This window comes from Pseudanabaena sp. UWO311 (assembly GCF_006937785.1).
GTDB lineage: Bacteria > Cyanobacteriota > Cyanobacteriia > Pseudanabaenales > Pseudanabaenaceae > Pseudanabaena.
This window is the reverse complement of the sequence record NZ_SJEE01000026.1, coordinates 19,274-32,074: the sequence shown is the minus strand read 5'-3', so window position 1 is coordinate 32,074 and position 12,801 is coordinate 19,274. Positions and strand designations below refer to the sequence as shown.

Annotated in this window: 8 protein-coding genes; 4 read left to right on the top strand and 4 right to left on the bottom strand. The window is 44.4% G+C overall.

All coding sequences use genetic code 11. The annotated features are described in order from the left end of the window. Positions 1–58: 58 nt before the first annotated feature. Positions 59–4,468 (bottom strand): CHAT domain-containing protein, encoded by a 4,410-nt coding sequence (locus PseudUWO311_RS17545; RefSeq protein WP_142656528.1) that lies wholly within the window; start codon positions 4,466–4,468, stop codon positions 59–61. A 266-nt stretch (positions 4,469–4,734) separates the two neighbouring features. On the opposite strand from PseudUWO311_RS17545, the gene PseudUWO311_RS17540 reads away from it, so the two are divergent. Then, positions 4,735–6,453, top strand: a complete 1,719-nt coding sequence (locus tag PseudUWO311_RS17540; protein WP_190303549.1) for a ShlB/FhaC/HecB family hemolysin secretion/activation protein — start codon at positions 4,735–4,737, stop codon at positions 6,451–6,453. Positions 6,454–6,539: 86 nt separating this feature from the next. Here PseudUWO311_RS17540 and msrB read toward each other — a convergent pair whose 3' ends face one another. From msrB to PseudUWO311_RS17525, 3 genes are all read right to left on the bottom strand, one after another. Continuing rightward, positions 6,540–7,064 carry a peptide-methionine (R)-S-oxide reductase MsrB gene (gene msrB, locus PseudUWO311_RS17535; RefSeq protein WP_142656527.1) on the bottom strand — a complete coding sequence of 175 codons (525 nt, stop codon included), beginning with the start codon at positions 7,062–7,064 and terminating at the stop codon, positions 6,540–6,542. 210 nt (positions 7,065–7,274) lie between these two features. Then, the gene (gene apcD / locus PseudUWO311_RS17530) at positions 7,275–7,760 is read right to left on the bottom strand and encodes an allophycocyanin subunit alpha-B (protein ID WP_142656564.1); all 486 of its coding nucleotides are present in this window, start codon (positions 7,758–7,760) and stop codon (positions 7,275–7,277) included. A gap of 129 nt (positions 7,761–7,889) precedes the next feature. After that, the gene (locus PseudUWO311_RS17525; RefSeq protein ID WP_142656526.1) at positions 7,890–10,208 is read right to left on the bottom strand and encodes a DUF3488 and DUF4129 domain-containing transglutaminase family protein; all 2,319 of its coding nucleotides are present in this window, start codon (positions 10,206–10,208) and stop codon (positions 7,890–7,892) included. 334 nt (positions 10,209–10,542) lie between these two features. Here PseudUWO311_RS17525 and PseudUWO311_RS17520 point away from each other — a divergent pair, with 334 nt between their 5' ends. The 3 genes from PseudUWO311_RS17520 to PseudUWO311_RS17510 all read left to right on the top strand — a co-directional run bounded on the left by PseudUWO311_RS17520 (position 10,543) and on the right by PseudUWO311_RS17510 (position 12,792). Then, complete coding sequence (locus PseudUWO311_RS17520; RefSeq protein WP_223807622.1) at positions 10,543–11,034, top strand: DUF1772 domain-containing protein; 492 nt, start codon at positions 10,543–10,545, stop codon at positions 11,032–11,034. Further along, positions 11,027–12,277 carry an RNA polymerase sigma factor gene (locus PseudUWO311_RS17515; RefSeq protein ID WP_142656525.1) on the top strand — a complete coding sequence of 417 codons (1,251 nt, stop codon included), beginning with the start codon at positions 11,027–11,029 and terminating at the stop codon, positions 12,275–12,277. Before PseudUWO311_RS17520 ends, PseudUWO311_RS17515 begins: the two co-directional genes overlap by 8 nt. Positions 12,278–12,414: 137 nt before the next feature. Further along, complete coding sequence (locus PseudUWO311_RS17510; protein WP_142656562.1) at positions 12,415–12,792, top strand: YciI family protein; 378 nt, start codon at positions 12,415–12,417, stop codon at positions 12,790–12,792. The last annotated feature ends 9 nt before the right edge of the window (positions 12,793–12,801 follow it).

Genomic DNA, 12,801 nt, shown 5'->3' with positions numbered 1-12,801 from the left:
AATAATGCAGGTTAGAATCCTTATGGGAATAAATAGGAATTGTTGATTTAAAGGTATGTTATAACCAACTGCCAATGAGTACAAAAGAAGACCAAAAATATGGGTGGTTTACATCTTTTGGGCTATCTGAAGGTAGAGAAATTATTGGTAAGCCAGGAATACCAATGATTTTGTTGTTTTCGATTTTAACTTCGCCTCTTATAATTGATAACTGGGCTTTTTGTAAGGCAACCGCTTTACTTGGGGCATCGGAAAAGCGACTGTAAAAGCTCAATATTAAAGGAACAGTGCCAGCATCACTGACTGGCCAGAGAGAAGCTAAAACACTACGAACACCTGAAGTTACAGATAGTCCTCCAAGACCAAGATTTTTGCCCACTGCGGTCTCACAAGCGCTCAATGTCAACATTTCGACTTGAGGTTTATCAAAATTGAGTTTAGGAATTTGTCTGATATTAAGGCGATCGTCAAAAAATTGAATGAATGCTCCGTCAGCTTTATTGCTCAAAAACTGAGCGTGTGTAGCTAGATGAATGATGCCGTAATCTTGTTGTTTTCTCTGTGCTTGCATATTCATCAGGGTAAAGTCTTCGTTAATAAAAGAACTACCTGTTAATAATGATTGAGCATTATCTTTGCTGACAATATTGTTAATCTCCGTATTTACCGCAGGTAATGCTGAAAGCCCTTGCACAGATTGGGTTAAGCCCATCGCCAGTACACGACTGTTTTTACGATCTCGTTCTTCTAATCTCGCTAAGCTAAAGCTGGGTACATTGGCGATCGCATATTTCTCAACCAGAAACTTTTCGCCATCATGGAGAGTCGCTGTTGGAATTACTCGTAAGTCTCCATCCATCACAAAAACAATAGTACCTATTTTTTCTGATTGCAGCGTTGTTTCAATTGGCTTGACAATCCAATCATTTAGCTTTTGAGCTTCACCCAGATAATCTTGTGAACTGGCATCCCGCAGGTTGGCTCGAAAGTCTGAAATTACTTTTAATAGAACCTGTTTAGAGATATCTGCGTTGGTTTTTTGGACTATCTTTCCACTTGGAGATATAACCAAAATCTCAATACGGTCATCAAAAATCACGGGATAAACTACCGCAGTAGGGCTATTCGTGATTTTTGAGGTTCTTTTTAGTTCGTTTATAATATTTGCAATAATCTCTTTGGCTTTAGTAGTTGCGCCAGTTAGAGTAGTTGAAGTTATGTCAGTTGAAGTATTAGTAGTTGTGCCAGTTGGAGTAGTTGAAGTTGTGCCAGTTGAAGTAGTTGAAGTTGTGCCAGTTGAAATAGTTGAAGTTGTGCCAGTTGGAGTAGTAGTAGTTGTGCCAGTTGGAGTAGTAGTAGTTGTGCCAGTTGGAGTAGTTGAAGTTGTGCCAGTTGGAGTAGTTGAAGTTGTGCCAGTTGGAGTAGTTGAAGTTGTGCCAGTTAAACCCGTTGTGGATGCTAAAGGTATGCCAGTATAAGCCTCTAGCTCTGAAATGTAGCTAGATTCAAGACTGACTATTGCTTCTGTTATGTTACCAGTTTGGAGGAATTTATCGGCTTGCTGATGTTGAGATGTGGCTAAGGCAGATTTTTCGATAGAGAATGTCTGGTCAGTCGCAGTTGATAGTATGGGAGTCACATCAGTTGGTAAGGAAATATTTTGCGCTGGGCTTTGCCGACTCACTACAGATGGGTCGATATTAGGAGTTGAAATCGGTGATGGTGATGGAATTGGAGATGGAGTTGGGGTTGCTACAACTAAGGGAACTTGAGCCTCAAACGCACCAATATCAACCGCGATACCAGAGATACGGGGTAAGCCGCGTTGATCGTTACCTACTGGGGCGTTGGCGTTATTCCCTGCATTTAGGGCTGGGCTGTTGGGTAAAAGGGCATGGGTTAGAGTTGGGCCGCCATTGTTGGCAAGGGGCGCAAGTTGGGGATTGACTGGTGCTGCGATCGTGCCGATGAGGGCGCTAGGTGCAAATGTGGCGGCAAAGCCATCGTTTGCTCCGATTAAGTTATTGCCGCCATTAGTAAAACCTACTCCTGCAACATTACTACCCAAGTCAGGAGCCTGCAATCCTTGGTCAAAATTACCTGCAATAATCGAATTTATAATTGTAAATGTGCCGTTGATCTCGCGGAAAATACCGCCACCATTGCCTGAACCATTGTTATCTGCATCGGCAGTATTGTTTGTAATAGTACTGTTGGTAATTGTGCCTCCATTCAAGCCAAAAATCCCACCACCATCAAAAGTTGCTGTATTACCCGACACTGTACTGTTGGTTAGGGTCACAGCTCCAAAGCCTACAATCGCACCACCACCGTCCCCCGTATTACCTGACACAGTGCTATTGGTGAGCGTCACATCTACGCCAAAAATCCCACCACCAGCATCATTAATAGCCGTATTACCCGACACAGTGCTATTGGTAAGCGTCACTGATCCATCGCTATAAATCCCACCACCTGAAACCACAGCCGTATTACCCGACACAGTGCTATTGGTGAGCGTCACTGATCCATTGCCGAAAATCCCACCGCCGAAAACCACAGCCGTATTACCCGACACAGTGCTATTGGTGAGCGTCACTGATCCATTGCTAAAAATTCCACCACCAAAGTTAGAAGCAGTATTACCCGACACAGTGCTATTGGTGAGCGTCACAGCTCCGCCGCCACTGTTATTTATCCCTCCACCATTGCCTGCTACTGTTCCATTAACAATCCTTAAACTATCAAACGTGGTATTGCCAATACCCGTGATATTAAACACGCGCACCGCATTATTGCCACTCACCGTTACATTGCTGGCTCCAAATGCACCACTGATGGTTAGACCTCCAGTAAAGGTATTAATATTCAAGGTTGTTGCTAAAGTAATCGCTGCTTGAGCACCATTAAACACATTCGGGTCAAACCGAATGTCATCAGCACCTAGTGAAACATTAGCATCAAAAATCGCTTGTCTCAAAGACCCTGCGCCAGCATCATTAATATTTGTAGCCGTAAAGGTAGCCAGACGACCGTTATAACTATTCTGAGCATCGTTACTAAACGCCACACCCGTATTCAGTTTCCCAGTCTGATATTCCAGATTCCAGTTACCACCAAGCTTACTGCTACCCGTCAAGTCAGTCGAAGCCGCTACCTCACGCCCCGTATAGTGTTTCACTGCTTGCACAAGCGCCGCCCCATTCTCTCCACTAGCCAAATTACAGGCATAGAGCAAAATATTCGCCGCAGGTGATAAAGAAGTTTTCCATGCTTGAAGATCGTTGGCATATCTAGCAATATTCTCAGTACTGACAAAATCTTTACCCAGCCAGAAATTACCAACATCACCCTCAGACACAATATGCAAACTATTCGCACCAGTCACCGTAGCCAAAGTTGCCGTGACCTGAGCAATCCCATATTGGTCTGGATTAATCACCGTCACACTACTACCGCCATTAGTGCCATTTAGTAATGTTTGATAATCCTTAACCGTGCTGTCAATAAACACAAAATTCCAACCTTGTTGGATATTCGCAGCATTCAGAGAAGCTTGAGTCGTGTCATAGCGATTAGCAAGGACATTGATATTAGCGGCCGTGAGATTACCTGTTGCGATCGCCTCCCCTGCCTTTGTCGGTGCAACAATCCCCGAACCAGCCAGCAACTTCGGCAAATCAATCCCTGCGATCGGGGTCTTACTGCCCAACTCCTGCTGAGTTGCGATCGGCAAGTCAAAACTCAGCACACCACCTTCAGTCGTGATCCGCACATATTTGCCATTGGGTGCTGCCACAATATTGATATTGCCATTAGGAGATGCAATAGTCCCTGTATTGATCACAATCCCACCAACGAGAGTAATGCTTTTTCCTTCCGAAACGTTGAGATTGCCTTGATTGACAATTACTCCTGATGTTTGATTTTGGACGGTAGTAGAAGGACTAGTGAAAGCAAAAGCATTAGGAGTTCCTGTCAGATTCTTGAGATCGCTGGCGATCGTATTCATCCCAAACCAACTATTCCCAACTTGGATTCCATTGGCAGTCGTAGCAGTAAAAGAAGCAGGAACGTTTAAGCTCGCATTGGTTCCCAAAATCACACCTGCGGGATTCATGATGTAGAGATTAGAATTTCCGCCTGTGAGTTGGATTAAGCCATTGATAACGGAAGGATCACCGCCAACGACGCGACCGAGAATATTTTGAATGTTTGGTTGACTCAGGAAGTTGGCAATTTGTCCTTGACTTAAGCCAAATTGCTGAAAGCTATGGAAGAGATTGGCTCCTGCTTGAGTGCCGCCTGTAATGTCAAACTGCTGTCCATTTGGCAATACGACGGTGTTCATTCCATCTTGCGCAGCAGTGATTGGTTGTGCTGTGACGGGCGCTGTCAGCAATGCTGGAGACATTGCGATAATTGCGGCAGTGATTGCCCAATACTTTCCCCAGGTTGGCTTCATCATAATCTTCAACCACACACCAAAATTTGACTGGGATTTAATAAGATAATTTTATACTATGATTTTTCAAAAATATCCAAATTAAGACGCGATAACTATATTTTGAGCCATTTCTCTTAGGTTGTTTGAGCTACCTGAAGTGTAAACTGCTTATCAGTGCAGTATGAGAAATCAGGGCTTTCAGACTTTTAGTTGCACATCGCGTAATTGAGACTGAAATATACTAACTTTTTGGCTGTCGGTGAGGAATCAATGTGAAGATAGTAACCATGCAAGTAAAAACAACGAAATTAAAGTTCAAGATAGAAAGAATCCATTCAGTATTATTAGGACTTTCTACCCTTGCATTGGTAGCGACAGATGGCAGGTTATCGGTTAGTGCTAATCCAGTTTCTACAGCATTAACATCTTCCCCATCAATTAGTTCTATCCCTTCAAAAGAAATAGCTTCTTCTCCTTTAACTTCTCCTTCTCAAACTTCTCAAACTGAAATTTCTCAAGCAATTCCCATTAAAAAAATTGAAGTTATTGGCAGCACAGTTTTCGATGCGACTAAACTCGAACCCATCATCAAACCACTCGAAGGTAAATCAGTTACCGAAGAACAACTAACAGATGCTGCCAATGCCATTACTCAACTCTACATCAAGAATGGCTACGTCACCTCTCAAGCCCTATACACACCTCAAAGCGTCGTTGATGGCATTGCCAAGATTCAAGTTTTAGAAGGAAAAGTCGAAAAAATCGAAATTATCGGCGTTAATGCCCTTAATCCAGACTACGTGCGATCGCGAACTGAGCTAGGAATTGGTACTGCCCTCAACACCAATAAACTCGAAGATCAACTGCGACTCTTACGTGCCGATCCCAATTTTAAAAGTTTTGATGCTAATCTCAAAGCTGGTAGCAAAGCTGGCTTGAGTATTCTCACAATTACAGTAGTGGAAGCAAATCAATTTGCAGGTTCTGTCAGTTTCGATAACTTCTCTGCTCCTGCGGTTGGGTCTGAACGCATGGGAGTAGGGCTAAATTATCGCAATCTCTTTGGATTGGGAGATGTATTTACAGCCAATTATTCCAGAACCACAACAGGCGGCTCTAACCAATATGATTTTGGTTTTAGTGTTCCCGTCAATCCGATGAATGGAACTGTCTCGCTACGGTTTGCACCTAGTAACTATCGCATTACCCAGTCACCATTTGATGCTTTCAATATTCGCGGCAATAGTGAAGTTTATGCTGCAACTTATCGCCAACCCTTAATTCGCTCTCTCCGTGAAGAATTTGCACTGTCTCTAGGTTATGAATATCAAAGAGGTCAGACTTTCCTATTTAACGATCTAGCTGTGCCATTTGGAATTGGGCCAGAATCCGATGGAACTAGCCGTACTAGTATATTTAAGTTTGGGCAAGACTATACTAGTCGTGATACTGAAGGAGTTTGGTCTTTGCGATCGCAGTTTAGTCTCGGTACAGGGCTATTTGGTGCAACTTATGTTACCAGTCCCAGTGCTGCTTTCTTAAGCTGGTTGGGACAAATTCAACGAGTTCAGGTTCTGGGAACTGATACGATTTTGATCGGTTCTTTAGATACTCAACTCTCGGCTGATCCGCTTTTACCATCACAGCAGTTTGTGATTGGTGGTGGTCAATCGTTACGTGGCTTCCGTCAAAATGCGCGATCGGGTGACAATGGGATTCGCTTGTCATTGGAGAGTCGATTTGTGGTGGCGCGAAATGAGGATGGTCGTACAGTTCTCCAGTTAGCTCCTTTTGTCGATCTCGGTACAGTTTGGAATAATTCTAGAAACCTCAATTTGCTTCCTAGTCAAAACTTTTTAGCTGGTGGTGGATTGGGCATTCTATACGAGCCAGTTAAACGGCTAAACCTACGGCTTGATTATACACTTCCATTTGTTAACCTTAGCGATCGCGGTTCTAATCTGCAAGAGTCTTCTCTCTATTTCAGCATCGGTTACCAATTTTAGAAACCATAGAAAGCAATTCTTAAATGGAAACTAAAACCAAAAACGTAGTGCTTTGCACTACGTTTTTGGTTTTAGTTTCGCTCAGGCTAAGCAGGAACGAATTTGAGAGAAACTCCATTCATGCAATAGCGCTGTCCTGTTGGCTTTGGTCCATCATCAAAGACATGTCCTAAATGTCCACCACATCGGCTGCAATGGACTTCAACTCGCTTCATAAACAGAGAATTATCAGTTGTAGTTGCGATCGCACCTTCAATTGGTGCAAAAAAGCTCGGCCAACCAGTGCGGCTGTTGAACTTGGTGTCAGAGGTAAATAGTGGTAAGTCGCAACCAGCACAGTTATAGGCTCCTTTGCTATATTCCTTATCGAGAGGACTGCTAAAGGAGCGCTCAGTGCCATGTTTTCGTAAAACACGAAACTGTTCTGGAGTAAGAGTTTGTTTCCATTCTTCTTCGGTTTTCATGATTTCATATCTCTTAGTTGCTTTAGTTGAGTCTACTGCGATCGCTGAGTCTGTGGGTAAAGAATCGGTGGATTTCTGCCAAAATTGGTATAGCCAAGCCCCCCCAATGAGCGATACTCCAGTTAGTAACAAATCTCTTTTTTTCATGGTTGGTATGACAGTCTAATAACTTTGTACTTTTTTATTGCTGTACTTAAATTTACGAAGATTAATAGCTATCTGGATGACTAGCTTTTCATGGCATTTTTGAAAGGTAAACCAGAAAGGCATTGGCTCAAAACTATAAAAGCCCCGTCTTGCGGGGCTTTTATAGTTTTGCTCTGAGAGAAGGCTCGCATAGCGCCCTCCCTTCATTTTCTAAGACATGGCTTGAATGATGTAATCAAAGTAAGGCTCAGTGGTCGCAGCATCATCTTTGCTGAGTAATGCTAAAGATGCATTCTTGAGGCAGCGAACTGCATCAGCCATACCGACTAAAGGCACACCGAGAGAGCTGTACATTTCACGGACACCAATGATACCGATTTTTTCGATAGGGTCTTTGTCGCCTGCCAATACACCGTAAGTCGTCAGACGGATGTACCATGTAAAATCTCTTAGACATTGGCTGCGTTGCTTTTGACCATAGGCATTACCACCTGGGGAGATGTAATCAGGATGAATTCTAAATAGTTCTTCAGTGGCTTTTTTGACGATTTTATCTTCGCTTTCTGCCAAGGTTGTGGCAATTCTCACCCTTTGAGCACCAGTGGCAAGGAAGTTTTGCACACTTTGCAGCTCAGAAATGCTGGGATAGCGGAGTTCTTCGTCTGCTCTTTCTAAAACTTGACTAACTACACTCATAATTAAAATAAAAAATTTAATATATTCGCCATCTAGTCTACCAAAAGCGGTGAATCCGCCAAGAATTTGTAATAAAATCACAAATCTTCATAATCAAAAGATAGGGTTGCGGCGCTTTGCGCCACAACTCTATCTTCTGGTCTTTAATTGCTTGAGCAGCATTTTTAACTCTGTGGCAAGGTTATAGCCGATCGCCCGATCGCCATAGCGCCAGTCTTGGTAGATCTGCGTAATTTGGGCGATCGCAGAGGCTTGTTTCTCAGAGACGCGATCGCTAAGACTCGCGACATATTCTTGAGGGGTTTGGTAAGAAGATTTAGGCTTACCTTGCTCAGATAGCCATTGCAACATTTGCTGATAGGTACGCTGCGGTATCGGCATTTTTTGTAAACGTTGCAATTGCCACCACCAGATTGCAAATTGCCACAATGCCCAACCACCAAGGCAAATACCAAAGGCGATCGCTAAGCCAAAAGCAATACCAATCCATCCCATTTCAATCAGCCAATTCACCAAACCGCCTACAAACTTACCAATACTGTCAAATAGCGATGCAAAAAAGTTATTGACTGGACTTGGCAAAAATTGAGCGATCCAATTCCAAAAGGTCTGCATGACCCCAAATGTCCGATTTTCCTCAATCGACGGGGGAAACAGAGGACGATTTGGCACAGGATCAAAGGCAACCCAACCATAGGCTGGGAAGAAAACTTCCACCATTGACTGTGTATCAATGTTCTGAACCTCGTACAGCCCTGTAAATGGGTTAAATTTTCCTGGGGCAAAACCAACTACATAACGAGTAGGAATGCCCAGCGATCTCAGCATTACCGCCATTGTTGAGACAAAATGACTCTCCTCACCCCCACCTTGCTCAATAAACTGTGATACGAGATCACCCTTAGACTCATCAAACTTTAGCGGTTTAATCGCGTAGTTTTGCTTGATGCTTTGGGCGATTTGAACCACGACATCATAGGCATTATCTAAAGCGATCAACTTGCCATTAGGATCTTTGGCACTGGCAATCATTTCGAGAGCCGAACTGCGAACTTCAGACGATAAATTAGGCGGAACTTGCAAATAATAGTCCCGAACTGATTTCGGATATTCATTAGGCAATAGCCGCAATTGCTTAGAATTGCGGGCAACCACGCTGGAAATCACAGTATAGGTAAGATCTTCTGGCAAAGGGCCAGGGCCACGAATCATCCCTTCGGGATCTATGTCTAACTCTTCACTAGGGAAGAAGATCTGTTTCGGTGTAGATGCAGCAGGTACAAGGTTAGGGAAATTGGGTGATGTAATCGTATAGGTTTGGACTACTTCTCGACTCTCGATCGGCTGTATTAATTTTTTTGTGGAGCCAGTCGATGCATAGGGTGGCATGGCAACAAAAAACTCATAATTGAGGGGATTGCGTCTAACTGTGCGGATCTGGCTAGGATCATTGCGCGAAATACGCCAGCCTTTTCCCGTAAATTCGTCATAAGCCATCACTCGCCAAAATAACTCTGCTTGCGATCGCACCCGCATCACCAATTCAGGTTTGCGTTGATTATCCTTTTTAGTCCCAGAAACCGTGTCAATCTCAGGGGCAAACAATGGCGGCAAAGTTTCTTGCTCGTTATTACCACTATTTCCTCCAGTGCCATTTGGGCTAGTGCCATTTGGGCTAGCCTGTTGCTGCTGTTGCTGCTGCTGTCTCGTTAAAATATCTCCTTTGGACATCTCTCGCTTCACGGAGAGATTGACGCTGACAGGAAAGTTGCGTAGCTGAAAACCTGGTAAGCGGGGCAGAAAAGCAAAAATCGTCAGACCTAATACCAATACGATCGCTAGTAGCCCCGATAAAGGTAAAAGGGAAATCCCCATTTTTTCTGGTTGAAACCCGTTAGTTTGCACACCCAAACGAGAGCGGTGATCGAGCAATAAAATTGGAATACCAACTAATAAAAAGGCGATGAGCCACAGTGCAAACACCATTGTTTGGCTTAAAGTTGCCGCCAAAGCCATCAAGATCAATCCGATCACAATCGAATAGCCCAAGTCTTTGCGGCGTGGTAAGTCAAAACTATGCAAAACCTGCAACTGGATTAACAATCTCGCCAGTAATAGCCGCGTTTCATCGGTATTCCGCACCAGATCTCCGAGAAATACGACTAACATAGCAATCATGGCGATCGCAATGAATAATTTCACGACTACATTGCGTTTGCGTCTTGCATACCATGCCCAGACTCCTGCGATCGCGCTTAGAGGGATTGCCCAAGCACTATTTCCCGAACTCGCCACCGAGTCCATTGCCCCAATACTGATAAACACAAATATTTGCACCAGTACCCGCAATGGAATCGAATCTTCAACCCCCGCGATCGTAAATTCTGAAGCTTTTTGCAATTTATCAAATGCACCGATCTTGGGTCGAGGCTGTCGAATCGTATCCATATGGCTCTGAAATTAGAGAGTATTTGCATTCAACACCTAGTATAAACAGTGCAAAGCCAAGTTGAGAGGAGTAGAGCTTTTCAAGTGCAATTACCCAAACCCGTAAGGTTGCGCCCCGCAGGGACGCAACCTTACGGGTTTGGGTGTGCAACTAATTAAGCGTGTCTACTTATATGGCTATAGTTTGATAAAAACCCAAAAGTAGAGTTGCGCCGCAACTCTACTTTTGGGTTTACATTCTGACTTGATTGGCTATAGTTGTCCCAATCCTGAAAATGGCAACGCCATTTTCAGGATTGGGATAAAATCTCTTAACTGATTGGAACGTAGGACAATGCTGCAATTCATTCAACAACATGATTTCGCCTTGAAGCTTTTCTCCGCATTGGGCTGTGGGCTGATGGCTGGAGTCTTCTTCGCTTTCTCAACTTTTGTAATGAATGCTCTTGCCCGACTCCAACCAAAGCAAGGCATTACCGCTATGCAATCGATAAATATTAAGGCGATCAATCCGTTATTTATAGGTATATTTTTAGGAACGGCTGCGGCTTGTGTCTTTCTGGCTGGATCTTCGCTGTTAAATTGGTATCAACCCCATGCAGTTTACCTGCTCATCGGGAGTCTGTTCTATCTTGTTGGTACATTGGGTGTGACAATCCTCTGCAATGTGCCTCTAAATGATGCGCTAGCGATCGCCGATCCAGATAGTGCTAACGGTGCGAGTCTATGGGCTAACTATCTTACCAATTGGACAATGTGGAACCATATTCGGACTATATCAGCACTTTTAGCATCAGCAGCAATTACAATCACGCTCCATGAATGAGAACATTGCCAGCCAGATCCGCGATCGCGTTAATGATATCTACCGTAAAGAATCGCGTAGTATTTTCGCCACCCTGATTCGCTTGATCGGAGATTTTGACCTTGCAGAAGAGGCAATGCATGAAGCCTTTACCGTGGCTATAAAGCAATGGCTCCGCGATGGCATACCCGCCAATCCTAAAGCGTGGCTTGTCTCGGTGGGGAGATTCAAAGCGATTGATACCATTCGTCGCCGCACACGTTTTGATGCATCCTTAGCAGAACTCGCTCAAAATTTCGACACATGTGATACCTCTGGCAAAGAAGATGCGGATGAGGATGTTGAAGACGATCGCCTGCGCCTGATCTTCACCTGCTGCCATCCATCTCTATCACGAGAAGCACAAGTAGCCTTGACACTAAGAGAAGTCTGCGGACTAACCACTGAAGAAATTGCTAGCGCTTTTCTGATCACGCCCCCTACATTGGCTCAGCGAATTGTCCGAGCTAAAGCAAAGATCCGTGATGCAAGAATTCCCTATCAAGTGCCAGAGATCGCAGAGTTGCCAGATCGCATAGATACGATGCTGCAAACGATTTATTTAGTATTTAATGAAGGATATGCGGCTTCATCAGGTGAATCTCTAACAAGAACCGACCTCTCTGAAGAAGCAATTCGCTTGGGGCGACTAGTAGTAGAACTATTACCAGATGCCGAAGCGATCGGATTGTTAGCACTGATGCTCATGCAAGAATCGCGACGTACTGCTCGTACATCTCTCACAGGCGATCTAATCCTTCTAGAAGATCAGGATCGATCGCTCTGGAACCAAGCATATATTGCGGAAGGCAGGGCACTTGTGCGGCAAGCGCTATCATCTTCACAGTTCGGCTCATACACAATTCAGGCTGCGATCGCGGCAGTACATTCTGAAGCAACAAGTGCTGAGGCAACGGACTGGGCACAGATTGTCGCCTTGTATGACTTACTCATGCGAGCAGAGCCATCACCAGTGGTCGATCTAAATAGAGCCGTGGCAGTAGCGATGCGGGATGGCTTTCTAGCGGGATTGCAACGGATCGATAGCATCTTATCAAATGGTGATTTAGCTGATTACCACCTAGCCCATGCCGCAAAAGCCGATCTCTGTCGGCGCTTGGGCAGAAATTCACAGGCAAGAGAATCCTACCAACGTGCCCTTGCACTCGTGAAGCAAGAACCAGAGCGGCGGTTTCTCGAAAAACGTCTCCAAGAACTAAGCTAACAAAATATCTAGAGGCGTTGCGGAGCAAAGCCTCTAGATATTTTGTAAAAATATTTTGCCGTGTTGTCGATTTACAGCTTTACTGAACGACTACTAGATGAAGGCAACTAATTTGAGATAACACTCTGGAGGTAATGATGAAATTTATATGCCTTGGATATATGGATGAGGCGCAATGGGATTGGATGACCGAAAGCGATCGCACAGCGCTGATGGAGGAATGTTTTGCCTATGACGACGAGCTACGTCGAGGCGGACACTTTGTTGGTGGCGAAGCTCTCCAAAGTATCCGCAATGCCGCAACGCTAAGGTATCAGAACGGTAAGGTTACGATTACCGATGGTCCCTATGCCGAAACGAAGGAACATCTGGGCGGTATCCTCTTTCTTGAAGCTAGAGATCTGAACCATGCAATCCAGTTAATGTCCCAACACCCTGGAGTTCGCAACGGAGCCTTTGAGATTCGAGGCGCTGATGAGCAGATTAACGCAATGGTTGCCGCAAGAAAGCTGTAAGTGAAGGCT

Coding starts and splice junctions, on each gene's coding strand:
- PseudUWO311_RS17545 (WP_142656528.1), bottom strand. CDS start 4,468: ATGATGAAGCCAACCTGGGGAAAGTATTGGGCAATCACTGCCGCAATT.
- PseudUWO311_RS17540 (WP_190303549.1), top strand. CDS start 4,735: ATGCAAGTAAAAACAACGAAATTAAAGTTCAAGATAGAAAGAATCCAT.
- msrB (WP_142656527.1), bottom strand. CDS start 7,064: ATGAAAAAAAGAGATTTGTTACTAACTGGAGTATCGCTCATTGGGGGG.
- apcD (WP_142656564.1), bottom strand. CDS start 7,760: ATGAGTGTAGTTAGTCAAGTTTTAGAAAGAGCAGACGAAGAACTCCGC.
- PseudUWO311_RS17525 (WP_142656526.1), bottom strand. CDS start 10,208: ATGGATACGATTCGACAGCCTCGACCCAAGATCGGTGCATTTGATAAA.
- PseudUWO311_RS17520 (WP_223807622.1), top strand. CDS start 10,543: ATGCTGCAATTCATTCAACAACATGATTTCGCCTTGAAGCTTTTCTCC.
- PseudUWO311_RS17515 (WP_142656525.1), top strand. CDS start 11,027: ATGAATGAGAACATTGCCAGCCAGATCCGCGATCGCGTTAATGATATC.
- PseudUWO311_RS17510 (WP_142656562.1), top strand. CDS start 12,415: ATGAAATTTATATGCCTTGGATATATGGATGAGGCGCAATGGGATTGG.